Here is a 24,629-nt window from a genome sequence, read left to right as displayed (position 1 = left end):
TAGCGTATTTCTGCAGGTGGGAGCGCGCGACGCGGGGGGTGTTCGAGGTGGGTCGGCACGTTGTGGCCTTCTTGCATCTGACCACAGGATGGGTTTAGATAAGGCGTCGCAATCCGCTAAATGAGGAGTCGCCGTGAACGCCGCCGAGACGCCACGCGAGGGAGCAGCGCTGCTGGCCTCAGCCGTGCGTCGGCGGATCGTGGATACCCTGGCCGGCCTGCCCCGGCTGGCGGTCGAGGGCCGACCGACCCGCACCAGCGGCCTGACGGCAGCCGAGCTGGGTCAGGTCCTGAGCCTGCACAGCACCACGGTCCGGTTCCATCTCGACCAACTGGTCGCCGCCGGTCTGCTCGAGGCGCACTTCGTCCGCGGCGGGGGAGCGGGCCGTCCGAAGAAGAAGTACGTCGTCGTCGACGGAGAGTTGACGCCGCCGGAGTCGCCCCAGGCCGAGGGGCCTTACCAGGTGCTGGCGGCCCTTCTCGCCGAGGCGCTCGACCCGGAGTCGGTGGCGCATCTGTCTCCGGAGGAGGCCGGCGCGGAGTGGGCCCGCCAGCGCCTGGCCGACCGGGGTCGAACCGGGCCGGAGCGGCCCGCGGCGACCGCCGGCGAGTGGGTCGGCAAGCTGGGGCAGGTGGTGGACCTGCTGTCCGAATGGGGTTATACCCCCGATCTCAGCGTGGAGGGCGCCGAAGGAGAGGCCACCTTGACTCTGCGGGACTGCCCCTTCCTGGAGCTGGCTCGCGTCCGCCCGGCCGTGGTCTGCGGGGTGCACCGCGGTCTGCTCCGCGGGGCCCTGGAGGTGGCGGGGGAGGAGCAGGCCGAGGTCAGCCTGCGCCCCTTCGTCGGGCCCCGGACCTGTCACGCGGTGGTCTTCCGCGACGGTGGCCCCGTCGACGTCGAGGGGCTGCTCATGCCCGAGCAGCCCGCCACCGACCCGCCCACTACCGACCCGCAGCCCCCGGACCCGCCCGCCACCGACCCGCCGGCAACCGGCACGTCACCCACCGATCAGGAGAGCACCTCATGAGCCAGGGCACCACCACGCCTGCCGGGCTGGACGGCCCGCTGAGCCAGGCACTGGTCAGCACCAGCCGCTTCTTCACCCGGGGGGAGGTGTCCGAGGACCAGCGGTCCGTGCACGTCACCGGCGGTCGGTCTGGAGATGCCTTCTACCGGGACCGGTGGAGCCACGACAAGGTGGTCCGCTCCACGCACGGCGTCAACTGCACCGGCTCCTGCAGCTGGAAGGTCTACGTCAAGGACGGGATCATCACCTGGGAGGCGCAGCAGACCGACTATCCCTCCGCCGGTGCCGACCGGCCCGAGTACGAACCCCGCGGCTGCCCCCGCGGTGCCGCCTTCTCCTGGTACACCTACAGCCCGACCCGCGTCCGCTACCCCTACGTCCGCGGCATCCTGCTGGAGATGTTCCGCGAGGCCCGTCAGCAGTACGGCGACCCGGTCATCGCCTGGGCCTCGATCGTCCAGGACGAGGAAAAAGCTCTGGCCTACAAGAGCGCTCGCGGCAAGGGTGGGCTGGTCCGCTCCTCCTGGGAGGAGGTCGTGGAGTTGATCGCGGCCGCGCACGTCTACACGGTCAAGCGCCACGGCCCCGACCGGATTGCCGGCTTCTCCCCGATCCCGGCCATGTCCCCGGTGTCCTACGCCTCCGGCGCCCGCTTCCACGAGCTCATCGGCGCCCCGATGCTCTCCTTCTACGACTGGTACGCCGACCTGCCCAACGCCTCCCCGCAGATGTTCGGCGACCAGACCGACGTCCCCGAGTCCGGCGACTGGTGGGACGCCGGCTACCTCATCATGTGGGGCTCCAACGTCCCCCTGACCCGCACGCCGGACGCGCACTGGATGGTCGAGGCCCGATACCGCGGCCAGAAGGTCATCGCGGTCTCCCCCGACTACGCCGACAACGTCAAGTTCGCGGACGAGTGGGTCGCCTCCGACCCTGGCACCGACGGGGCGCTGGCGATGGGCATGGGCCACGTGGTGCTCAAGGAGTTCTTCGTCGACCAGCAGGTCGACTTCTTCACCGACTACAACAAGCGGTTCACCGACCTGCCCTACCTGGTCACCCTGGTCCAGCAGGAGGACGGCTCCTACCAGCCCAGCAAGTTCCTCACCGCCGGTGACCTCGACGAGCAGTACCCCGAGCAGCAGAGCGAGAACGCGCTGTGGAAGCCCGCGGTCCTGGACCGCGCGGTCAACGACGTCGCGATCCCCAACGGCTCGATCGGCCACCGCTACGGCGACGAGGGAGCCGGCCGATGGAACCTGGAGCTGGACGGCATCGACCCCGCGCTGACCCTCTATGGCGAGAGCGGCGAAGCCGTGGAGGTCACGCTGCCCCGCTTCGACAACGTCGAGGGGCACCTGCGCACCGAGCGACGCGGTGTCCCGGTCCGCCGGGTCGGCCAGCACCTCGTCACCACCGTGCTGGACCTGATGCTCGCGCACTACGGCGTGGCCCGGGACGGTCTGCCGGGCCACTGGCCCACCGGGTATGAGGACCCCTCTGTGCCCGCTACCCCCGCCTGGGCGGCCGAGATCTGCGGGGCTCCGGCCGAGCAGATCATCCGGATCGGCCGGGAGTGGGCGCAGAACGCCATCGACACCACCGGGCGCGGCATGATCCTGATGGGGGCCGGCACCAACCACTGGTACCACTCCGACCAGGTCTACCGGGCCATGCTGGTGCTCACCACGATCACCGGCTGCCAGGGCCGTAACGGCGGCGGCTGGGCGCACTACGTCGGGCAGGAGAAGATCCGCCCGATCATGGGCTTCCAGCACCTGGCTTTCGCGCTGGACTGGGCCCGCCCGCCGCGGCACATGAACCAGACCGCGTACTGGTACGTCCACACCTCCCAGTACCGCTACGACACCTTCGACGCCGACGCCATCAACGGCAGCACCGGTGTCTTCGCTGGCCAGACCACGATGGACCTGCTCGCCCAGTCGGTGCGGCTGGGCTGGACCCCGTCCTACCCGCAGTTCGACCGCTCCTCGCTGGACCTCGCCGACGACGCGGCCGCGGCCGGGATGGGCGCCGGGGAGTATGTGGCCTCCCAGCTAAAGGAGGGCAGGCTGCAGTTCGCGGTCGAGGACCCGGAGAACCCGGAGAACTACCCGCGGATCCTGTCCCTGTGGCGGGCCAACCTGTTCGGCTCCAGCGCCAAGGGCAACGAGTACTTCCTCAAGCACCTGCTCGGCGCCGACAACGCGGTCAGGGCCACCGAGGCGCCGCCGGAGCTGCGGCCCAAGGGTGTGGCCTGGCCGGAGCGGGCGGTCGAGGGCAAGCTGGACCTGCTGCTCACCCTCGACTTCCGGATGACCAGCTCCACCCTGTTCTCCGACGTGGTGCTGCCGGCGGCGACCTGGTATGAGAAGCACGACCTCAACACCACCGACATGCACCCGTTCATCCACTCCTTCAACCCGGCGATCTCACCGCCGTGGCAGTCCAAGACCGACTGGGAGGCGTGGAAGGCGATCGCCAAGCGGTTCTCCGAGCTGGCGGTGGACCACCTCGGCACCCGCAAGGACGTGGTGACCAAGCCGCTGTGGCACGACACCCCCGAGGCGATGGCGACCGTCCACGGCCGGGTCCGGGACTGGAAGACCGGGGAGGTGGACGCCATACCGGGCAAGACTCTCCCGGTGATCGCGGAGATCGAGCGGGACTACACCGCCATCTACGACAAGATGACCGCGATCGGTCCGCTGCTGAAGAACGTCGGCATGCTGACCAAGGGCGTGAAGTATGAGGTGAGCCGGGAGATCGACATCCTGGCCCGCCGCAACGGTGTGGTCCGGGGCGGTGCCGCCGACGGCCAGCCCAAGCTGGAGACCGACATCCAGTTCGCCGACGCGATCATGCACCTGTCGGCGGTGAGCAACGGGCACCTGGCCACCCAGGGTTTCAAGTACCTGGAGGAGCGCACCGGCACCCAGCTGCACGACCTGTCCTCCGAGCACGAGGGCAAGCAGATCACCTTCGCCGACACCCAGGCCGCTCCCGTGCCGGTCATCACCTCCCCGGAGTGGTCCGGCAGCGAGTCCGGCGGACGGCGGTACAGCCCGTTCACCATCAACATCGAGCGCTCCAAACCCTTCCACACCCTGACCGGGCGCCAGCAGTTCTACCTGGACCACGACTGGATGCTCGGGATGGGCGAGGCGCTGCCGACCTACCGGCCGCCGCTGAACATGAAGACCCTGTTCGGGGAGAGCTCACCGGGTGAGCAGAACGAGCTGGGCGTCTCGGTCCGTTACCTGACCCCGCACAACAAGTGGTCGATCCACAGCGAGTACCAGGACAACCTGTTCATGCTCTCGCTCTCCCGCGGTGGCCAGGTGATCTGGATGTCGGACCAGGACGCCGCCAAGATCGGGGTCAGGGACAACGACTGGATCGAGGCGGTCAACCGCAACGGGGTGGTCGCCTGCCGGGCGATCGTCAGCCACCGGATGCCGGAGGGCACCGTCTACATGCACCATGCCCAGGACCGGCTGATCGACGTGCCGCTGACCGAGACGGACCGCAAGCGCGGAGGCATCCACAACAGCCTGACCCGGATCCTGATGAAACCCAGCCACATCATCGGTGGCTACGCGCAGCATGCGTACTTCTTCAACTACATCGGCCCGACCGGCAACAACCGGGACGAAGTGACGATGATCCGCAAGCGCACGGCGAAGGTGGAGTACTGATGCCCCGCGACGAAGGACGAGTGAGGACGGCGCACGTGCAGACCATGGTGAGGTTCGGAGTACGAGGAGCGGGGCGGTAGATATGCGAGTCATGGCCCAGATGGCGATGGTGATGAACCTCGACAAGTGCATCGGGTGCCACACCTGCTCGGTGACCTGCAAGCAGGCGTGGACGAACCGGCAGGGCACGGAGTATGTCTGGTTCAACAACGTCGAGACCAAGCCCGGCATGGGTTACCCGCGCGGGTATGAGGACCAGGAGGTCTGGAAGGGCGGCTGGGAGGTGACGCCGGGCGGCCGGCTGAAGCTCAAGGCCGGGGGCCGGCTGAACAAGCTGCTCAACATCTTCTCCAGCCCCAAGATGCCCAGCATCAACGACTACTACGAGCCGTGGACCTACGACTACGAGACGTTGCTGAACGCTCCGGCGCAGGAGAACTTCCCGGTGGCCAAGCCCCACTCGTTGATCTCCGGCAAGCAGATCAACATCGAGTGGTCGGCCAACTGGGACGACGACCTCGGCGGCTCACAGGAGCACGCGGCCAAGGACCCGATGCTCAAGGGCATCGAGGACAAGGTCAAGTTCGAGTTCGAAGAGACCTTCATGTTCTACCTGCCGCGCATCTGCGAGCACTGCCTCAACCCCAGCTGCGCTGCCTCCTGCCCCTCCGGCGCGATCTACAAGCGGGCCGAGGACGGCATCGTGCTGGTCGACCAGGACCAGTGCCGCGGCTGGCGGATGTGCGTCACCGGCTGCCCGTACAAGAAGGTCTACTTCAACCACAAGACCGGCAAGGCTGAGAAGTGCACCTTCTGCTATCCCCGGGTCGAGGTCGGCATCCCCACCGTGTGCGCCGAGACCTGCGTAGGCCGACTGCGCTACATCGGGCTGATGCTCTACGACGCGGACAAGGTGCTCGAGGCCGCCTCGGTGCAGGACGAGCACGGCCTCTACGAGGCGCAGCGTTCGGTCTTCCTGGACCCGCGCGACCCGGCCGTGGCGAGAGAGGCCGAGCGGGCCGGCATCCCCGGTGACTGGATCGAGGCAGCGAAGAAGTCGCCGGTGCTCAAGCTCATCCAGGACTACAAGGTGGCCCTGCCGCTGCACCCGGAGTACCGCACCATGCCGATGGTCTGGTACATCCCGCCGCTGAGCCCGGTCGTCGACGTCATCAAGGACACCGGCTACGACGCGGAGGACAAGGACAACCTGTTCGCCGCAATCGATGCGCTGCGGATCCCGGTGGAGTATCTCGCCAACCTGTTCACCGCTGGCGACGTGGGCCCGGTCAACGACGTGCTGCGCAAGCTGGCGGCGATGCGCTCCTACATGCGCGACATCAACCTTGGGCGCGACCCCCGGGCGGAGATCCCCGAGGCAGTGGGCATGAGTGAGGAGGCGATGTATGAGATGTTCCGCCTCCTGGCGATCGCCAAGTACGAGGACCGCTACGTCATCCCCTCGGCCCACGGCGAGCAGGCGCACGCCCTGGAGGAGATCGCCACCGACTGCCCGGTCAGCAACTACGACGACGAGCTGATGGAGACCTCCGGTCCGTTCGGCGAGGGCTCCGGGCGAGGCGGGGTGACCCCGGTCGCGGTGGAGAACTTCAAGATGCTCCAGGAGCGGGCGACCGCGGACAACCTGGTCTCCGGCGGGTCCAAGCGGGGCAGGGTCAACCTGCTCAACTGGGACGGCCGGGGCGTGCCCGAGGGCCTCTTCCCGACCCCGGACCCGAAGGTCACCTCCCCGCAGGAGGCGGCCGCAGGGGTCGACGACAGTGCCACCCTGGCCGGTGGCCGGGCCCGGCCGGACAACGTCGCGGGCTCTGAGGAAGGGCTGCGCTGATGCTGCCCTGGAAGCGGCACCGCCGCACCCAGCCGCGGCTGGACGCCCAGGCCCAGGCGGACACGTGGCAGCTGTGCTCGCTGCTGCTGGACTACCCCGACGACCAGCTGGTCGCTCGGCTGCCCCTGCTGCGAGAGGTGGTGGCCGGGCTGCCCGGGCAGGCCGGCGGACCGTTGAGCCGGTTCCTGGACCACGTGGACACGACGCTGGCGCAGGAAGGTCTGGGCGCGCTGCAGGTCGCCTACGTCGACACCTTCGACGTGACCCGCAAGTGCGCACTGCACCTGACCTACTTCCTGCACGGCGACACCCGCAACCGGGGCGTGGCCCTGGTCCGCTTCAAGCAGCTCTACCGCCAGCACGGCATGGAGCTGCGCGAGGGGGAGGACAGCCCCGCCGAGCTGCCCGACTTCCTCCCGGTCGTCCTGGAGTTCGGGGCGACCACCGCACCGGAGACGGCCTGGAAGCTGCTCAACGACCACCGGGTCGGGATCGAGTTGCTGCGGCGGGCGCTGGACAAGCGCTCCTCACCCTGGCTGGACGTGCTGGCCGCGGTCCGCGCCACCCTGCCGGCGCTGGACAGCGACGACGAGGTGGCGCTAGCCAAGCTCATTGCCCAGGGCCCGCCGCAAGAGACCGTCGGCCTGGACGACGCCGCCCTCAACGCCCCCTATGCCATCGACCCCGCCCTGGACCAGCTGCGCGAGCCGCCGGCCGGCGGCTGCGGCGACGGTGCACCGCATACCTCCCCTGCCCAGCTCGGATCCACCATTCCCGTAGGAGCCCCCCGATGAGTACCTTCCTCTGGGTGATCGTCCCGTACGTCTGCCTCGCGATCTTCGTGGTGGGCCACGTGTGGCGCTACCGCTACGACAAGTTCGGGTGGACCACCCGCAGCTCCCAGCTCTACGAACGCAAGCTGCTGCGGATCGGCAGCCCGCTGTTCCACTTCGGGATCCTCGGCGTGGCGCTCGGTCACTTCATGGGCCTGGTCATCCCCAAGTCGTGGACCGACCGGGTGGTGCCCGAGGAGGTCTACCACCAGTTCGCCGTGATCGGCGGGGTCATCTTCGGGATCATGACGGTGGCGGGCCTGGCGATCCTGGTCTACCGGCGCCGGACCGTCGGGCCGGTCTTCTCCGCCACCACGGTCAACGACAAGGTGATGTATGCCGCGATGATGCTGGTCATCGTCCTGGGTGCGCTCAACACCCTGCAGACCGCTGGTGTGGGGGTCAGCCCGGAGCAGACCGGGGCGCACGGCTACTTCAACTACCGGGAGAACGTCTCCGTCTGGTTCCGGCAGATCTTCTGGTTCCAGCCGGACCCCACCCTGATGGAAGGCATCCCGTGGAGCTTCCGGGCGCATGCCTTCTGGGCGTTCATCCTCTTCGCGATGTGGCCGTTCACCCGGCTGGTGCACGTCTTCTCCGCCCCCCTGGGCTACTTCGTGCGGCCCTACATCGTCTACCGTTCCCGGGACGTCCGGCAGGGCCGGGCCACCGGCACCCGCGCCCAGAAGCGCGGCTGGGAGCGGGTCGGCTGAGCCACTCACGTAGCCTGCTGGACGTGACCACCCTCGCGCCCCTCGTTGAGCTCGGCCCCGAGCTCACCCCGGCCCAGGTCTCCCGCTACTCGCGGCACCTGCTGGTCCCCGGGATGGGCATCGAGGCCCAGCGGCGGCTGCTCAACGCCCGGGTGGCGGTCGTGGGCGCCGGCGGGCTGGGGAGCCCGATCGTGGCCTACCTGGCGGCCGCCGGCGTCGGACACCTGACGATCATCGACGACGACATCGTCGACACCACCAACCTGCAGCGGCAGGTCATGCACCGCGCCGACTCGATCGGCACCCCGAAGGCCGACTCGGCCTCCGGCTTCGCCCGGGCGCTGAACCCCGACGTCACCGTCGTGACCCGGCAGCAGCGGATCACCCCGGAGAACGCCCAAGACCTGCTGCGGGGTCACGACGTGGTGCTGGACGGGGCCGACAACTTCCCCACCCGCTATGCCGTGAGCGACGCCTGCGCGGCCCTCGGCGTGCCGGTGGTGTGGGCCGCGGTGCTGCGCTTCGACGCCCAGCTCTCCACCTTCGTCCCGGGCGTGACCGACGCGGTCACCCTCCGTGACCTTTACCCGGTGCCGCCCCGGCCCGAAGACGTGCCCTCCTGCGCGGAGGCCGGCGTGCTGGGGGCACTCGTCGGCCAGGTCGGCTCGATCATGGCCGCCGAGGCGGTCAAGCTGATCTGCGGCTTCGGCGAGCCCCTGATCGGCCGGGTGCTGCTCGTGGACGCCCTCACCCAGCGCACGCGGGAGATCCCGCTGCGGCCCGCGGGTGCGGTGCTGGCCGCGGTCGCGCGGGAGCCGGTGCGGGAGATGATCGCGCTCCGCGAGCACTCCGCGCGAGAGGTCTGCGCCATGCTCACCGACGAGCCGCCCGTCCTGCTGGACGTGCGCGAGCCGGCCGAGCACCAGCTGGGCACGGTCCCCGGGGCGCTGTGCGTCCCGGTCGGCGAGGTGCTCACCTGGGACGACTTTGACCACCACCTGCCCGACGGCCCGGTCGTCGTCTACTGCAAGGCCGGCCCCCGCGCCCGTCGCGCCGCGGCCCACCTGGTGCGCATTGGCCGCGAGGACGTCAGCGTGATGACGGGCGGGATGCTGGCCTGGATCGAGCACGTCGACCCCTCTCTGCCCAGCTACTGACCCTTCCCCGAGCGCCCGTGTGCGGAAACGGTGCGTCACATGCGTAGCCGAAACAACGGATGTGACGCACCGCTTTTGCACATGCGTGGCAGGAGGGGCCCGGTCGGGGATGCGGCACCCTGGTGGGCGGGGTCGGGACGGTGCCATGCTGAGGTATGCCGACGCACCACCCCGTCCCGACCGACGCCCCCGTCCCTGTCGACGCCCCTGTCCCGGCCGACGTCCCCGTCCCGACCGACGTCCCCGTCCCTGTCGACGCCCCCGTCCCTGTCGACGCCCCCGTCCCTGTCGACCTGCTGATCCTTGCTGGGGGACGGGGGGCCCGGCTCGGCGGCCGCGACAAGGCAGCTCTCGTCGTCGGCGGGCGGTCTCTGCTGGAGCGACTGGTGCAGGACGTGGACCTGGGTGGGGCGGTCGTCGTGGTCGGACGCACCACGCTCCCCCCGTCCGGGACCGGCCGAACCCTGCTGCAGACCCTGGAGGACCCACCGGACGGGGGTCCGGTGGCGGGTATCGCCGCCGGCCTGGACGCGCTGGCCGAGGGGGGTCGAGGAGCTGAGCAGAGCAGCGACTGGGTCGCGGTGGCGGCCGTCGACCAGCCAGAGGCAGCTCGTGCGCTCGCATCTTTGGCCGCCGAGCTGGCCCACGTCGACGATGATGTCGAGGCGGTCAGCCCCCTGGACGCGACCGGCCACCGACAGTGGCTGTTGGCGCTCTACCGTCGGACCGCGCTGGAGCGGGCCCTGGTCGCGCTCCCCGACGTCCGGGACACCTCCGTCCGGCGCCTGGTCACCGACCTGCGCTGGCACGAGGTCGACGTCGAGGCGCAGCACCTGGGCGACGTCGACACGTGGGAGGACATGGAGGACTGGGCGCAGCGGGTGGCGCACGACGAACGTCACCGGGTCCTGCTGACCGGCGGCGGGTGTGACCCGGGTCCTGCTGACCGGCGGGTGTGACCCGGCTGCGGCTGGCGGGGTGGGACCCCGCCTGCGCATCTGGGAGACTGGCCCCATGGCCACGGTGAGGTATTTCGCGGCGGCCGCCGAGGCGGCCGGGACCCAGAGCGAGCGGGTGGACGCCGACGACCTCGGCACCCTGCTCGCCGACCTTCGCACCAGGCACGGGGCCGAGCTGGCCCGGGTGCTGGAGCGCAGCTCGGTGCTGCACGAGGGACAGTACGTCTCCGACCCCAGCCTGCCGCTGGCTCATGATGCCGAGCTCGACGTGCTCCCGCCCTTCGCTGGCGGCTGACCCGCCCTTCGCTGGCGGCTGACCCGCCTTTCGCTGGCGGCTGACCCGCCTTTCGCTGGCGGCTGACCCGCCTTTCGCTGGCGGCTGACCCGCCGTTCGCTTCGGCCCAGGGCCCGCTCGGTCAGCCGCCGATCGCGCTCATCGGGCGAGGAGGCTGGAGGAAGTGCGGCTCGTTGATGCCGTGACCGGGCAGCTTGGCTCCGATTGAGTCGCGGAAGATCTGCGCCAGCTCGTCGTCGGAGGCCCCGTCGCGCAGCGGCGTGCGCAGGTCGGTCTCGCCGGCGGCGAACAGGCAGTTGCGCACCTGGCCGTCGGCGGTGAGCCGAACCCGGTCACAGGTCCCGCAGAAGGGCATCGTCACCGAGGCGATCACCCCGACCGTCGCGGGCCCGCCGTTGACCAGGAACAGCTCGGCCGGCGCGGAACCGCGGCTCTCGTCCGGCATCGGCTCCAGGTCGAAACGCGGACGCAGGTGGGCCAGGATCTCTTCGCCCGTGATCATCTGGCTGCGGTCCCACCGGTGCTGTGCGTCCAGCGGCATCTGCTCGATGAAGCGCAGCTCATAGCCGTGCTCCAGGGCGAAGGCCAGCAGGTCGGGGGCGTCGATGTCGTTGATCCCGCGCATCAGCACGGTGTTGAGCTTGACCGGGGTCAACCCGGCCTCTGCCGCCGCCCGGACCCCGGACAAGGTGTCGTGCAGCCGGTCCCGCTTGGCCAGCTGGATGAAGGTCTCCCGGCGCAGCGTGTCCAGGCTGACGTTGACCCGCGTCATGCCCGCCTCGCGCAGGGCCGACGCGGTCTTGTCCAGCCCGATCCCGTTGGTGGTCATCGAGATCTCGGGGGCCGGGTCCAGGGCCGCGAGGCCGGCGACCACGTCGACCAGGTCGCGGCGCAGCAGCGGCTCGCCCCCGGTCAGCCGGATCTCCTCGATGCCGAGGGACACCGCGATCCCGCCCAGTCGGATGACCTCGGGGGTGGTCAGCATCGTCAGGCGAGGCAGCCACGGCACGCCGTCCTCGGGCATGCAGTAGGTGCAGCGCAGCGAGCAGCGGTCGGTCACCGAGATGCGCAGGTCCCGGTGCACCCGGCCGTAGCGGTCGATCAGGGGCCCGCGTTGAGGCTGGGGAGCGGTGGCGGTCATCGGTGGTCACCTCCGCCGATCTGGTCCAGGACGTGCCCGAGCAACGGCCCGATCACCTCAAGGCCTTCGGTGACGGCTGCGGGCCGCCCGGGCAGGTTGACCACCAGGGTGCCGCCGGCGCCGCGCTCCGCCGGCCAGTCCACGACGCCCACCACCCCGCGGGAGACCGCCGCGAACGGGGTATGCCGTGCGCCCTCGTGCCGCAGCAGCTCGGCCAGCCCGGGGTTCTCCCGGGTGATCACCGCACGCGTGCCCTCGGGGGTCAGGTCTCGTGGACCCATGCCCGTGCCGCCGGTGCTCACCACCAGCCCGGCCCGCTGCTCGACCGCGTCCCGGAGCGCTCCGGCGACATTGTCCGCCCCGTCGGGCACGATCTCGGTGCGCACCTCGAAGCCCATCTTCTCCAGGCCCTCGGCCAGCAGCCGACCGGAGGTGTCCTCACGGGTGCCGTCGGAGCTGCGGTCGGACACCGTGAGGGCGACGGCGAGTCGGGCCGGGCGGGGGTGGGTGGCGCTCATCCACCTAGTCTACGAGGCCCAGCGCTCGGGCGGCCCGCCCCACCAGGTGCGCACGCGGTCTAGAGCAGACGCCCGACGGCGCGGTCGGCGGCGGTGAGGAAGCGGTGGATCACGGCCAGCTCGCCGTCGGTGAAGTCCGCGTCCAGCCGGGCCAGCTCGACAAACATCGGCATCAGGTGCTGGATCAGCTCCTCGCGCCCGCTGCTGGTGCAGACGACCGCGGTGCGCCGCCGGTCGGTCGGGTGCGGCTGCCGCTCGGCGTGACCCCGGGCGACGAGGCGATCGACGATCCCGCTGGCTGCGGCGCTGGTCACGCCGATGCGCTGAGCCAGCTCGCTGGGGCCCAGGGGCTCCTCCATGACGTGCTCGAGCACGCTGAGCTCGGTGTGGGACAGGCCGGTCCGGCGCGCCAGTGCAGGGGTCACCCGTCCGCTGGTGTTGAGCAGCCGGCGCAGGGCGTCGAGGGTCTGACTGCGCTGCCAGTCCTGCACCCAGCGGGAGGCGTGACCCGGCGCCGGCGCCGGCGCCGGTGTGCCCTCTTCTCGCCTGTCCATCAGATGCCTCCTGCGTCTGTCGAGGGTTGTCCTCGGTTGAGACAGAACCCTATAGACACCCCGTGGTAGTTTGACCGAAGTACTTCATCAACTTAGGTACTTACTGAGGCACTTCACCCCACACACTCCGAAAGGCCCCTCGTGTCGCGCATCATCGAGGCCATCACTGGCCGCCGCTCCTGGATCGTGGCGGTCGTGGGCCTCCTGCTGGGGTTGCTCGTCATCCTCGGAGTCGGTCCGGCGGAGCGCTCGCCCAGCCCCCTGGACAGCCTGCCTGCCGGGTTCGAGAGCGCCCAGGGTCAAGAACTGCTGGAGAGGCTGCCCGAGGAGGGCAACCAGACAGCGATCGTGCTCTTCACCGTCGAGGACCAGGGGATCGCCGAGCTGCTGCCCGACCTCGCCTCGGTGATGGAGGATGTGGCCCCTGAGGGGGTGGAGCCCCCCGAGGCTACTGGCGAGGGTGAGGGTCAGTCCGGCCCGCCGGAGGGCGTCACCGACGCCACCTTCCCGGTCATCCCGGCGCAGGACGGCACCGCCGCCTTCAGCGTGATCGAGATCGACGCGCCGACCTCCTCGGTCGCCCGCGACACCGTCGCCGAGCTGCGCGCCGGCCTGACCGACGCCGTGCCGGACGGGGTCACGGCCCAGGTGACCGGGCCCGCCGCGATCTCCGCGGACCTGGCCTCGGTCTTCGACGGCGCCAACTTCACCCTGCTGGCCGCCACCGCCTCGGTCGTGGCCATCCTGCTGATCCTCACCTACCGCAGCCCGATCCTGTGGATCCTGCCGCTGGGGGTCGTCGGCATCGGCGACCAGCTCGCGACCACGGCGGCGACCCATGCGCTGAAGACCTTCGGGGTGCCGTGGGATGACTCGACCGTCGGCATCCTGTCGGTGCTGGTCTTCGGCGCCGGGACCAACTATGCCCTGCTGCTCATCAGTCGCTACCGCGATGAGCTGCGGCAACGGGAGTCTCGGCACGAGGCGATGGCCGTCGCGCTGCGCCGGGCCGCCGAGGCCATCACCGCCAGCGCGAGCACCGTCGCGGTGGGTGTGCTGACCCTGTTGCTGTCGGTCTTCCCCTCCACCCGCGGGTTGGGTTTGGCCTCCGCCGTCGGCATCCTGGTCGCGATGCTGATGGGGCTGATCATCCTGCCGTCCGTGCTGGTCAACTTCGGTCGCTGGATCTTCTGGCCGAAGGTGCCGCGGCAAGGAGAGCAGGGTCTGGCCGAGTCCCGCTCGGTCTGGCGGCGCATCGGTGACACCGTGGCCCGCCGCCCGGTGGCCTGGATCCTGGCCACTTTCGTGCTGCTGGGCGCGATGACCGCCGGCCTGTTCCAGTACCAGACCGGGCTCGCTCCCGAGGACCAGTTCATCGACACCCCGGAGGCGATCACGGCGAGCCAGCGGCTGGGGGAGTCCTTCCCCGCCGGTGCTTCCGACCCGGTGATCCTGGTGACGAAGACCGAGGACGAGGCCGGCCTCGAGGAGCTGTCCGAGACCGTCTCCGACGTCGCCGGCGTGGAGCAGGCCACCGTGATCGCCCCCGAGTCCGGGATCGGCCAGGTCCAGGTGGTCCTGGACGCGGAACCGGGCAGCGACGAGTCGAAGGAGGCCGTGCTGGCGATCCGCGACGCGGTGCCGGACGACGTCTACGTCACCGGCGGCGACGCCTCGGCGCTGGACGAGGGCGAGGGCAATGTGCAGGACCGCTGGCTGATCATGCCGCTCATCCTGGTCCTGATCTTCGTCGTCCTGGTCGGTCTGCTCCGGTCCGTCCTGGCCCCGCTGGTGCTGGTGCTGACCACCGTGGCGACCTCGGCTGCGGCCCTGGGTGTGTCCTGGTGGCTGTTCACCGGCGTGCTGGGCTTCAACGCCATCGACGCCAGCATGCCGCTGCTCGCCTTCCTCTTCCTGGTGGCCCTGGGCGTGGACTACAACATCTTCCTCATCACCCGAACCCTGGAGGAGGCCGTCGAGCACGGCACGAGGGACGGCGTGCTGCGCGCCCTGGGCGCGACCGGTGGCGTCATCACCAGCGCCGGCATCCTGCTCGCGGCGGTCTTCGCGGTGCTGGGCGTGCTGCCCCTGGTCGTGCTGGCCCAGATCGGTGTGGTGATCTGCATCGGCGTGCTGCTCGACACCCTCGTCGTGCGCACCGTGCTGACCCCCGCCATCGTGCGGGTCCTGGGCGAGCACTTCTGGTGGCCCCGGCGGGTCGACTCCGCCGGTCGCCACCGCGAGGACGACGACGCCGAGGGCCGGTCGTTGGAGCCGGTCTCGGGCTGAGGACCGCTCAGGCCGGGCAGGCCGGCCGGGCGCAGTGGTGCCGCCCGATCGGCAGCACCATCGGGCGACCGGAGACCGGGTCGGGAACGACCTCGCTGGGCATCCCGAAGACGGCCTCGATCACCGCGGGGGAGAGCACTTCCCCCGGGTCGCCGGTGGCCAGGATCCGGCCACCGGCCATGGCGACCAGGCGGTCGGCATACCGGGCGGCCAGGTTGAGGTCGTGCAGCACCATCACGATCGTGGTGCCGCGCTCCCGGTTGAGGTCGGTGAGCAGGTCCAGGACCTCCACCTGGTGGCAGATGTCGAGGAAGGTGGTCGGCTCGTCCAGCAGCAGGATGTCGGTCCGCTGGGCCAGCGCCATCGCGATCCACACTCGCTGACGCTGGCCGCCGGAGAGCTCGTCCACGGCCCGCCCGGCCAGGTGCGTGGTGCCGGTGAGGTCCATCGCCTCGGCGACCGCGAGGTCGTCCGCCGGCGACCACCGGCTGAGCAGCCGCTGGTGCGGGCTGCGGCCGCGGGCGATGAGGTCGGCCACGACGATGCCCTCCGGGGCGATCGGCGCCTGCGGCAGCAGGCCCAGAGTGCGGGCGACCTCCTTGGTGGGCAGCCGGTGCAGCTCCTTGCCGTCCAGCAGCACCCGCCCGCGGGACGGGGGCAGCAGCCTGGCCAGCGCGCGCAGCAGCGTCGACTTGCCGCAGGCGTTGGCGCCGACGATGACCGTGATCCGGCCGTCCTGGACGGACAGGTCCAGCCCGTCGACGACGGTGCGTTCGCCGTAGCCGAGCGTGACGTCCTCGGCGAGCAGGGTGTGGACCGTGGTCATAGCGAGCCTCCAGCGCGGTTGGTGCGGATGAGCAGGTAGACGAGGTACGGCGCGCCGAGCACGCCGGTGATGACACCGACCGGGTAGCGGTTGCCCACGGCGTGCTGCCCGACCAGGTCGGCGCCGAGCACGAGGGCGGCACCGACCAGCGCGGCCGGCACCATGAGCGAGGTGCCCGGCCCGACGATGCGGGCGGCGATCGGCCCGGCGAGGAAGGCCACGAAGGCGATCGGCCCGGCGGCGGCGGTCGCGAAGGCGATGAGGCCCACCGCGGCCAGGATCGCGATCACCCGGGTGCGCTCCACCGGCACGCCCAGCGCGGCGGCCGCGTCGTCGCCGTGCTGCATGAGCCGCAGCGGGCGGGCCTGCGTGAGCAGGACCGGGGCGAGGACCGCCACGGCCAGGCACAGGGGAGCCACGGTCGACCAGACGGCCCCGTTGACGCTGCCGGTCAGCCAACGCATGGCGGCCTGCAGGTCCCAGGTCGCGGCCCGGACGATGATGTAGGCGACGACCGAGTCGAGCATGGCCGAGATGCCGATGCCGATAAGGATCAGCCGGGTGCCGGCCACGCCGTCGCGGTAGGCCAGCAGGTAGATGACCAGGGCCGTGAGCAGTGCGGCCACGATCGCCACCACGGAGACCCAGGTCTGCGACAGCTGCAGCACGACGATCGCCACGACGGCGGCGGCGCTGGCGCCGGAGCTGATCCCGATGATGTCGGGGGAGGCCAGCGGGTTGTGCAGCATCGTCTGGAAGGTCACGCCGGCCAGCCCGAAGGCCAGCCCGGCCAGGAGAGCGAGGGTGGTGCGTGGCAGACGCAGCTCGCCGACGGTGAACGAGGCGCCAGGAACGTCCTGGCCCAGGATGACGCGGGCGACCTCGCCGGGGCCGTAGAACGTCTGGCCCACCATGAGGCTGGTGGCGACCAGGGCCAGGACGAGCGCGGCCAGGATGACGGTGAGCACGGACCGGGACCGGGCCCGGCGGATCCGCCCGGCGCGGACGAGCTCGAGGGTGCCGCTCACAGCGCCCTCCCGCGCATCCTGCGGACGATGATGATGAAGACCGGAGCGCCGACGAGGGCCGTGATGATGCCGACATCGACTTCGGCGGGACGGGCGATGAGGCGGCCGACCAGGTCAGCGGCGGTGAGCAGGGCCGCCCCGACGACCATCGACAGGGGCAGCAGCCAGCGGTGGTCGCTGCCGGCGACCAGCCGGCAGGCGTGCGGGACGACCAGGCCGACGAAGCCGATCGGCCCCGCCACCGCCGTCGCCGCCCCGCACAGCAGCACGGCCCCGGTGGCCGCCGCAGCCCGGGTCAGCGCCACCCGCTCGCCCAGGCCGGCGGCCAGGTCGTCACCCAGGGCCAGCGCGTTGAGCCCCCGGGCCACGACCAGGCAGACCAGGGCGCCGACCACGAGGAAGGGCAGCACGGCGAGGATTCGGGACGTGCTGGCCCCGCCCACGCCGCCGATCTGCCAGAACCGGAAGGAGTCCATGACTGCGATCCGGGGCAGCAGGATGGCGCTGATCAGCGAGCTGAAGGCCGCCGTGGTCGCCGCTCCCGCCAGCGCCAGCTTCAGGGGGGTGGCGCCGCCGCGCCCGAGCGAGCCCACCACATACACGAAGACGGCGGAGACGGCGGCACCGGCGATCGCCACCGAGATAAACCCGGTGGGGGTGCTGAGCCCGAAGAAGGCGATGCCCGACACGACCGCCAGCGAGGCGCCCGAGGTGACCCCGAGGATGCCGGGGTCGGCGAGCGGGTTGCGGGTGACGCCCTGCATCACCGCGCCGGCCAGGCCCAGCGCCGCCCCCACGAGCATGGCGAGCAGGGTGCGGGGGATGCGCTTGTGCACCGCGGCCTGGGAGACGTTCTCGTCCAGGCCGCCCAGGGCTGCCCGCAGGTCCGCCCAGCTGACGTCGCGCACGCCCAGGGTGACCGACAGCGCGGCCAACGCGGCCAGGACGCCCAGGGCGAGGGCCAGACCGGCCAGGCGAGGACCGGCCGCCCCGGCCCGCCCCGGTGGGGTGGTCCTTGGCGGTGAGTCCAGGGTGACGGTCATCGAGCCTGGTCGACAGCCTGCGCCAGCAGGGCCAGGTAGTCCTCCAGGCCCCAGGCGATGGCCAGCGGGGAGGGGTTGGCCGAAGCGGCTAGCGGGGTGTTGTCCTGCAGCACCACGATCGCTCCGTTCGCAACCGCCGGGATCTTCGAGAGCAGCGGGTCGCTCTGGACCAGCTCGACCACCGAGCCGTCCGTGGCACCGTAGGTGACGAACAGATCGACGTCGGCAAAGGAGTCGCTGCTCTCGGCGCTGACTGTCTCGTAGAAGGAGTCGCTGGCCGCCGAGGCCTCGGCGACGACCGCCGGGGCCTGCAGGCCGAGAGTCTCCAGGTAGCCGGCCCGGGGGTCGGACGTGGTGTAGAAGTCGATCTGGCTGAGGTCGTTGGGGTCGAGGTAGGTGAAGACGGCGACCTGGCCCTCCAGCTGCGGGTACTGCGCGACGGCATCGGCGATGGTGGCGTCCAGGTCGGCGATGAGCTGCTCACCCTCCTGGGCCAGACCCAGTGCCTGGCTGTTGAGCTCGATCATCTCGGTCATCGTCGTGCCCCAGGCCAGGTCCGGGTAGGCGACGACCGGAGCGATCTTGCTCAGCGTGTCGTACTGCTCCTGGGTCAGGCCCGAGTAGGCGGCCAGGATGACGTCCGGGCTGGTGTCCGCGACCGCCTCGAAGTCGATCCCGTCGGTCTCGTCGAAGAGCACGGGTGGCTCGGCGCCCAGCTCGGCCAGCTTGTCCTCGACCCAGGGCAGGATCCCGTCACCGTCGTCGTCGCCCCAGGTCGCCTTGCCCATGCCCACCGGGACGATTCCCAGGGCCAGCGGCACCTCGTGGTTGGCCCAGGCGACGGTGGCGACCCGCTCGGGCGCCTGCTCGATGGTGGTCTCGCCGAAGGCGTGCTGGACGGTGACTGGGAAGGCGTCCGCGTCGGCCGAGCGGGCTCCGCCGCCGCTCGGCCCACTCCCGGTGTCGTCCGCCGGGCCAGTGTCAGTGCCGCTGTTGGTGCCTTCGCCGCAGGCCGCGAGCAGGAGGGCGGCTGCCAGCGCGGTCGCGGTGAGCGCAGCCCGATGGGTTTTGAACACAGTTTCTCCTCGTATGTAGGTAAGGCTGGCCTAACCTAGCGTATGTTCTCCTTGTCCAGTTCCCCACGAGAAGGGTTCACCGTGACCACCCTCACCACCACCCTGCGGGAGGCGGCCTCGCGGCTGCTGCATACCCCGGCCCTGTCCCGGGTCGCCACCGCGGCCTACGCCCGCACGACCGCCGTGCCCGTCGAGCGGGAGAGTCACCGATGCGTCCCGGGCTCGGTGACCGCGGTCGCCCATGTCGCGCCCTGGCTGCGCCGGCTCACCCTGCACGTGCCCGGTCTGCTGGGGTATGCCGTGCTGGGCCCGGACGAGTACGTCGGCCTGGTCATGCCCCGGCCGGGCACCGAGCTGCCGGACCTGTCCTCGATCACCGGCCCCAACCCACGGCCGGTCATCGGTGCCATGCCGGAGGAGGTGCGCCCCGACGTGCGCTGGTACACGGTGCGCGAGTGGCGCGCGGACACCTGCGAGCTGGATGTCGAGGTGGTCCTCCACCCTGCGGGTGACGTCGACGAGGGCCCCGGCGCGACCTGGGTGCGCAGGGCCCAGGTGGGGGACCCGCTGGCGGTGCAGACCGGCTCGGCCAGCTTCCCCGCCCGCACCGGCGACGAGGTGCGCCTGGTGGCCGGCGACGAGACGGCATACCCGGCGATCGCGGGGATCCTGGAGGCAGCCCGGGACAGCGGCACGGTCCTGCACGTCTTCCTCGAGGTGGGCCGCGACGGCGTCCTGCCGGCCCTGGCCGAGCCGGAGCGGGGCAGCCTGACGGTCCTCGTGCGTGGGGAGCGGCGACCCGGGGAGGCGCTGCTGGAGGCGGTCCGGGCAGCCGACCTGCCCACCCTCGACCACGGCTGGGTCTCCGGGGAGCAGGAGCTGGCCGCGACGCTCCGGCGCCACCTGGTCGGCGACCGCGGCCTGGCCAAGACCTCGGTCTACTTCTGCGCCTACTGGATCCTGGGCCGCCCGCGGGGGTAGCCGCGAGTCGCGCGGGTCGGCGGGTTAGAGGATGAACCGGAAGAGCGGACTGTCCGGCTGGATCGGCTCCACGTCCATGCTCGAGCGGTCCAGCCGCTCCAGCAGGGGCGCCAGGTCCTCCCGCGAGCCGAGCTCGATGCCCACCAGCGCGGGCCCGGTCTCCCGGTTGTTGCGCTTGACGTATTCGAACAGCGCGATGTCGTCGTCCGGGCCCAGCACCTCGTCCAGGAAGCGCCGCAGCATCCCCGGCTCCTGCGGGAAGTCGACGAGGAAGTAGTGCTTGAGCCCCTCGTGCACGAGCGAGCGCTCCATCACCTCCGCGTACCGGAGCACGTCGTTGTTGCCCCCGGAGACCACGACCACGACGGTCTGCCCCGGCTCGACGGGCACTCGGTCCAGCGCGGCCGCTGCGAGCGCTCCCGCGGGCTCGGTGATGATTCCCTCGGTCTGGTAGAGGGCCAGCATCTCGGTGCACACGCGCCCTTCGGGCACGGCGACCAGCTCGGGGGTATGCCGTGCCACAGCCTCATAGGTCCACTCGCCGGCCCGGGCCACAGCCGCCCCGTCGATGAACCGGTCGATCTGGGGCAGGGTCACCGGCTCACCTGCTCGCGTGGCCGCGATCATGCTGGCGGCCCCGGCCGGCTCCACCCCGACGACACGCACGCCAGGATGCCGCTCGCGCAGCCAGGTCAGGCAACCGGCGAGCAGCCCCCCGCCACCCACGGGCACGACGACGACGTCACACGTCCGGTCCAGCTCCGCCAGATCGTCCATGATCTCCAGGGCGACGGTGCCCTGGCCGGCGATGATCGCCGGGTGGTCGAAGGCGGGGACGAGCGTGGCGCCGGTGGCCTCGGCGTCCGCGCGGGCGGCCGCGGCCGCGTCGTCGTAGGTCGCTCCCCCGACCACGACCTCCACCCAGTCACCGCCGATCTCGGCCACCCGGTCGCGCTTCTGCCGCGGGGTGCGGGCTGGCAGGTAGATGCGGGCGGTCACGCCGAGGGAGGCGCAGGCGTGCGCCACGCCCTGGGCGTGGTTGCCGGCGCTGGCGCACACCACGCCGGCCCAGACCTGCTCGCTGTCCAGCTGGGCAATGAGGTTGGCCGAGCCGCGGCCCTTGTAGGAGCGCACCGGCTGCAGGTCCTCGCGCTTGAGCCAGACCTGCGCGCCGGTCCGCTCGCAGAGCCGGGGGCTGAGCTGCAACGGGGTGCGCGTCACCCGGCCCGCGATGCGTGCGGCCGCGGCCTCGACGTCGGTCGCGGTGGGCAGGGCGGGGGAGGACGGCATACCTGGCATCCTAGGGAGCAGCCGACCGGCAGCTGACCGCGGTTGACGCTGCGTCCGGCGCGGTCCCCCGGGCCGGCCTCCAGGCTCGCGGCCTCGTCGCACCGCGGGCGGCCCGACCTCAGCCGAAGAGGATCGCGGCCTCGTCCCACAGCGCACGGGTGACGCTCTTGAGCGTCCTGGTGGCGTCCTGCAGGTTGACGTTGACGATGTCGACGCCGCGCAGGGCGACCATGGTGCCCCACATCCGGTTGCTCACGGCGTCGACGGCCGCGGTGCCGAAGCGCGTGGCGAGCACCCGGTCGTCGGCGCTCGGGACCCCGCCACGCTGCAGGTGGCCCAGCGTGGTGTTGCGGGCCTCGATGCCGGTGCGCCCCTCGATGATGCGGGTGACCTGCTCACCGATGCCGCCGAGGAGAGGCCGCCCGAAGCCGTCCGTGCGGCCCTTGTCGACCTGGTCCGCACCTTCGAAGCGGAAGCCCTCGGCCACCACCACCATCGGCGCCCGGCCGCGGTCCATCGCGTGCTGCACCCACTCGCAGACCTGCTCCTGGCTCACCGGGACCTCGGGGATGAGGATCGCGTGCGCGCCGCTGGCGATCCCCGAGTGCAGCGCGATCCAGCCCGCGTGCCGGCCCATGACCTCCACGACCATGCAGCGGCTGTGGGCCTCGCCAGTGGTGCGCAGCCGGTCGATCGATTCGGTCGCCACGGACACCGCCGTGTCGAAGCCGAAGGTCCGGTCGGTGGCGGACAGGTCGTTGTCGATGGTCTTGGGCACGCCCACGATGTTGATGCCGTCCTCGTGGAACATCCGGGCCACGGTCAACGTCCCCTCGCCCCCAATGGCGATGAGGGCGTCGATCTGGTGCTTGTCCATGACCTCCTTGACCCGGGCGGTGCCGCCGTGGTCGAAGGGGCTGACGCGGGAGGTGCCCAGGATGGTGCCCCCGACCTTGGACAAGCCGCGCACCCGCTGGCGGGGCAGCGGGACGATGTCGTCCTCCACCAGGCCGCGGAAGCCGTCCCGGACCCCGACGAACTCGTGGTCGTAGATCCGGTCGCCCTTGAGCACCACACCGCGGATCACCGCGTTGAGGCCCGGGCAGTCGCCGCCGGCGGTGAACAGTGCGATCTTCATAGGTCCATCCTCGAAGGTCCGAACAAGGACGACGCCGGACCCGGAGGGGGACCGGCGCCGGCGTGTCCCCAGCGTATGCGGTTCTCCGCCCGGTCGGCCACCCGCCCGGCCCGGGCGCGTTGTCGGCCGCTCGCCTGGGCCGGGTCGCGTTGTGGCACTCTTGCGTCCATGTCAGGTGCATCCCTTGCCGTACGCCCGTCGGCGGGCGTCCTCGCCGACCGTCTCCTGCCGCGTCGCACCGCCCTGGTGGACGTCGCCGTCGTCGTGACCGGCGCGGCCGTGGTGGCGCTGCTCGCCCAGGCCAGTTGGCGCATCGGCCCGGTCCCGATCACCGGGCAGACCCTGGGCGTCATGCTGGTCGGCGGCGCCCTCGGGATGCGCCGCGGGGCCGCGGCCCTGAGCGCTTACCTGCTGGCCGGCCTCGCGGGGGCCCCGATCTTCGCCGGGGGGATGGGTGGTCCCGCCTATGTGCTTGCCCCGTCCTTCGGCTTCATCATCGGCTTCGTCGCTGCTGCCGCGATCGCTGGCTGGGCCGCCGAGCGTGCCTGGGACCGCAACGTGTTGCTGGCCATGGCCGGTTTCACGCTGGCCACCGTGGCCCCGTTCGTCGTGGGCGTGCCCTACCTCGCGGCTGTGCTCGGCCTGACTGACCTGGCGGCGATCGCCGCGGTCGGGATCACCCCGTTCGTCGTGCCAGGGCTGATCAAGGCCGCGATCGCCGCGGCGATCTTCCCGCTGGCCTGGCAGGCCATCCGGGCGCTCGACGCCCGGCGCTGACCCACCACCCCCCGACAGAACCTGCATGAGGCCCGACTGAAGCACGCCGCGAGGCGCGACAGGGCGGGGGATCCTGCGGGTCAGTCGGCGTCTTCGGCTTCCTCTAGCGCCGTGCGGGCCTGGGCGCGACGCTCCCGCGCGGCTGTCAGAGCCTCGTCGGCGAGCTCTAATGCCGCACGGGCCTGCTCGTCCTCCGCCTCCGCGTGCTTGGCCTCCTTCTCGGCCCGGGCCAGGAGCTGCCTGGCCTGCGCCAGCCCGTCCGCGGCCTCTTCCACCCGGGCGGCCGCAACGCTCGCAGCCTCAAGGAGCGACCGCCGCTCCCGCCTAGCCGCGGTCACCTGCTCCTCGGCCTCTGCCAGTGTCTCCTCCAGCTGGGCCAGGCCTTTCTCGGCCGAGAGGTCGTCCTCCTCGTCGAGATCGTCCTCGTCGTCCTCTGGGTCGTCCTCCTCGTCCCCCGCAGCGCTGAAGTCGGCCTCGTCCTCCTCGTCAAGATCGGCCTCGTCCTCTGGGTCGTCCTCGCCGAGGTCGGCCTCGTCCTCCTCGCCGAGGTCGTCCTTTTCGCCCCCCGCCTCGTCCGTGGCGCTGTCTCCACCGCCGCCCTCGATCCGGGTCAGGACGACGCCGGTGCTGGTGCGGGCGACGGCGTCGCTGACATCCACCTCCCCAAAGCCGCTGTAGGAGAGGCCGCGGGTCAACGTGCCGCTGAGCACCACCTCCGTCGCGGCGCCGTCCGCGAGGGCCGCCACAGCGGTGTCCCGCACCTCGGCCTCCACCGCGGCCGTCAATGGCCCGGTCGCGTGTGCGCGCGCGGCCTCCACCCAGTCGTGCAGCACCGCGTCGCGCTCACCCCGCAACGCGGCCAGGCCCGCGGTGTCCAGCGCGGACTGAGCGTGCCGCATGCGCGTCCCGACGTCGCGCAGCCGATCGGCCGCCGGATCCTGGGCCCGCACGAGCGCATTGATGGCTGCTGCGGAGACCGACGGCTTGCGGAGGGCAGCGACAGACTTCGCCGCGTCGCGCTGTTTGCGCGACCGCAGCTCCTTGACCCACCGGGTCCGGGTGGCCACGAAGTCGGCGGGCGCGACGCCATACACCTCCCACGCCGCCTGTTGCAGCGCGTCGCTCTCGGCGCCGTCCTCCTCCATGGGCCGCAAGGTTAGCGCCAGGGGCTCGCACCGGCCGGGCCGGCGGCCCCTGCAGTCTCGTGCACCTCGAGCCCATCCACCACACGCGGGACACGAGCCCCGTCCCACCCCTGAAGTCTCGGGAATGAGGTGGGTCAGTGTCGCCGTGGCGGCACCGATCTACCTCAGTAGCCCTCCCGACTCCGCGGGTGGTAGTGACGGGTGGCTCTCGATCCGTCCGACCGACACGCCGTGTCGGGCGGTGACCCACCGTGCGCCCTCGGCTATGGTGCTTATGCGCTCAGAGTTA

Annotated in this window: 21 protein-coding genes; 11 read left to right on the top strand and 10 right to left on the bottom strand. The window is 71.3% G+C overall.

Translation table 11 applies throughout. From position 1 onward, the window contains the following. The first annotated feature begins 133 nt into the window (after positions 1-133). The 8 genes from FY030_RS15165 to FY030_RS15130 all read left to right on the top strand — a co-directional run bounded on the left by FY030_RS15165 (position 134) and on the right by FY030_RS15130 (position 10,534). The gene (locus FY030_RS15165; protein WP_202879716.1) at positions 134-1,027 is read left to right on the top strand and encodes a helix-turn-helix transcriptional regulator; all 894 of its coding nucleotides are present in this window, start codon (positions 134-136) and stop codon (positions 1,025-1,027) included. Next, positions 1,024-4,728, top strand: coding sequence for a nitrate reductase subunit alpha (locus tag FY030_RS15160; protein ID WP_158062358.1), 3,705 nt, complete (start codon positions 1,024-1,026; stop codon positions 4,726-4,728). The genes FY030_RS15165 and FY030_RS15160 overlap by 4 nt, the downstream gene beginning before the upstream one ends. Before the next feature lie 82 nt (positions 4,729-4,810). Beyond that, the gene (narH, locus tag FY030_RS15155; protein ID WP_158062357.1) at positions 4,811-6,577 is read left to right on the top strand and encodes a nitrate reductase subunit beta; all 1,767 of its coding nucleotides are present in this window, start codon (positions 4,811-4,813) and stop codon (positions 6,575-6,577) included. Next, the gene (narJ, locus tag FY030_RS15150) at positions 6,577-7,371 is read left to right on the top strand and encodes a nitrate reductase molybdenum cofactor assembly chaperone (RefSeq protein ID WP_158062356.1); all 795 of its coding nucleotides are present in this window, start codon (positions 6,577-6,579) and stop codon (positions 7,369-7,371) included. The genes narH and narJ overlap by 1 nt, the downstream gene beginning before the upstream one ends. Then, entirely contained in the window at positions 7,368-8,123 is a 756-nt protein-coding gene (gene narI, locus FY030_RS15145) for a respiratory nitrate reductase subunit gamma (RefSeq protein ID WP_158062355.1), read from the top strand. Before narJ ends, narI begins: the two co-directional genes overlap by 4 nt. A gap of 23 nt (positions 8,124-8,146) precedes the next feature. Then, entirely contained in the window at positions 8,147-9,280 is a 1,134-nt protein-coding gene (locus FY030_RS15140) for a ThiF family adenylyltransferase (RefSeq protein WP_202879715.1), read from the top strand. A gap of 155 nt (positions 9,281-9,435) precedes the next feature. Continuing rightward, on the top strand, positions 9,436-10,239 hold the full coding sequence (gene mobA, locus FY030_RS15135) for a molybdenum cofactor guanylyltransferase (protein ID WP_158062354.1): 804 nt from the start codon (positions 9,436-9,438) through the stop codon (positions 10,237-10,239). A gap of 55 nt (positions 10,240-10,294) precedes the next feature. Beyond that, positions 10,295-10,534: a MoaD/ThiS family protein gene (locus tag FY030_RS15130; RefSeq protein WP_158062353.1), complete on the top strand. Its 240-nt coding sequence runs from the start codon at positions 10,295-10,297 to the stop codon at positions 10,532-10,534. 121 nt (positions 10,535-10,655) lie between these two features. Here the strand turns inward: FY030_RS15130 and moaA are convergent, their stop codons facing one another. The 3 genes from moaA to FY030_RS15115 are packed head-to-tail and all read right to left on the bottom strand — an operon-like array spanning position 10,656 to position 12,747. Next, positions 10,656-11,675 carry a GTP 3',8-cyclase MoaA gene (gene moaA, locus FY030_RS15125; protein ID WP_158062352.1) on the bottom strand — a complete coding sequence of 340 codons (1,020 nt, stop codon included), beginning with the start codon at positions 11,673-11,675 and terminating at the stop codon, positions 10,656-10,658. Next, positions 11,672-12,193, bottom strand: coding sequence for a MogA/MoaB family molybdenum cofactor biosynthesis protein (locus FY030_RS15120; RefSeq protein WP_158062351.1), 522 nt, complete (start codon positions 12,191-12,193; stop codon positions 11,672-11,674). Before FY030_RS15120 ends, moaA begins: the two co-directional genes overlap by 4 nt. Before the next feature lie 59 nt (positions 12,194-12,252). Next, positions 12,253-12,747, bottom strand: coding sequence for a MarR family winged helix-turn-helix transcriptional regulator (locus FY030_RS15115; protein WP_158062350.1), 495 nt, complete (start codon positions 12,745-12,747; stop codon positions 12,253-12,255). A gap of 141 nt (positions 12,748-12,888) precedes the next feature. Here FY030_RS15115 and FY030_RS15110 point away from each other — a divergent pair, with 141 nt between their 5' ends. Beyond that, positions 12,889-15,036: an MMPL family transporter gene (locus FY030_RS15110; protein ID WP_158062349.1), complete on the top strand. Its 2,148-nt coding sequence runs from the start codon at positions 12,889-12,891 to the stop codon at positions 15,034-15,036. Positions 15,037-15,043: 7 nt separating this feature from the next. On the opposite strand, the gene FY030_RS15105 is transcribed toward FY030_RS15110, so the two are convergent. Genes FY030_RS15105 through FY030_RS15090 form a run of 4 tightly spaced genes read right to left on the bottom strand, consistent with a single transcriptional unit; the run spans position 15,044 to position 19,009 of the window. After that, positions 15,044-15,862: an ABC transporter ATP-binding protein gene (locus tag FY030_RS15105; RefSeq protein WP_158062348.1), complete on the bottom strand. Its 819-nt coding sequence runs from the start codon at positions 15,860-15,862 to the stop codon at positions 15,044-15,046. After that, on the bottom strand, positions 15,859-16,890 hold the full coding sequence (locus tag FY030_RS15100) for a FecCD family ABC transporter permease (RefSeq protein ID WP_158062347.1): 1,032 nt from the start codon (positions 16,888-16,890) through the stop codon (positions 15,859-15,861). Before FY030_RS15100 ends, FY030_RS15105 begins: the two co-directional genes overlap by 4 nt. Next, complete coding sequence (locus tag FY030_RS15095; protein ID WP_158062346.1) at positions 16,887-17,933, bottom strand: FecCD family ABC transporter permease; 1,047 nt, start codon at positions 17,931-17,933, stop codon at positions 16,887-16,889. The genes FY030_RS15100 and FY030_RS15095 overlap by 4 nt, the downstream gene beginning before the upstream one ends. Beyond that, complete coding sequence (locus FY030_RS15090) at positions 17,930-19,009, bottom strand: iron-siderophore ABC transporter substrate-binding protein (RefSeq protein ID WP_158062345.1); 1,080 nt, start codon at positions 19,007-19,009, stop codon at positions 17,930-17,932. Before FY030_RS15090 ends, FY030_RS15095 begins: the two co-directional genes overlap by 4 nt. Before the next feature lie 81 nt (positions 19,010-19,090). On the opposite strand from FY030_RS15090, the gene FY030_RS15085 reads away from it, so the two are divergent. Next, entirely contained in the window at positions 19,091-19,990 is a 900-nt protein-coding gene (locus FY030_RS15085) for a siderophore-interacting protein (protein WP_192498642.1), read from the top strand. Positions 19,991-20,014: 24 nt separating this feature from the next. Here FY030_RS15085 and ilvA read toward each other — a convergent pair whose 3' ends face one another. Together ilvA and FY030_RS15075 are read right to left on the bottom strand one after the other, a co-directional pair. Beyond that, entirely contained in the window at positions 20,015-21,280 is a 1,266-nt protein-coding gene (gene ilvA / locus FY030_RS15080; RefSeq protein ID WP_202879714.1) for a threonine ammonia-lyase IlvA, read from the bottom strand. Positions 21,281-21,398: 118 nt separating this feature from the next. Then, on the bottom strand, positions 21,399-22,418 hold the full coding sequence (locus FY030_RS15075; protein ID WP_158062342.1) for a 6-phosphofructokinase: 1,020 nt from the start codon (positions 22,416-22,418) through the stop codon (positions 21,399-21,401). Between the two features lie 168 nt (positions 22,419-22,586). On the opposite strand from FY030_RS15075, the gene FY030_RS15070 reads away from it, so the two are divergent. Beyond that, positions 22,587-23,195, top strand: coding sequence for a biotin transporter BioY (locus tag FY030_RS15070; protein WP_158062341.1), 609 nt, complete (start codon positions 22,587-22,589; stop codon positions 23,193-23,195). An 80-nt stretch (positions 23,196-23,275) separates the two neighbouring features. Here the strand turns inward: FY030_RS15070 and FY030_RS15065 are convergent, their stop codons facing one another. Beyond that, positions 23,276-24,340 carry a hypothetical protein gene (locus FY030_RS15065; RefSeq protein ID WP_158062340.1) on the bottom strand — a complete coding sequence of 355 codons (1,065 nt, stop codon included), beginning with the start codon at positions 24,338-24,340 and terminating at the stop codon, positions 23,276-23,278. Positions 24,341-24,629 lie beyond the last annotated feature (289 nt).

Source organism: Ornithinimicrobium pratense (genome assembly GCF_008843165.1).
Taxonomy (GTDB): Bacteria; Actinomycetota; Actinomycetes; order Actinomycetales; family Dermatophilaceae; genus Ornithinicoccus; species Ornithinicoccus pratensis.
This window is presented reverse-complemented; position numbering and strand designations above follow the sequence as displayed.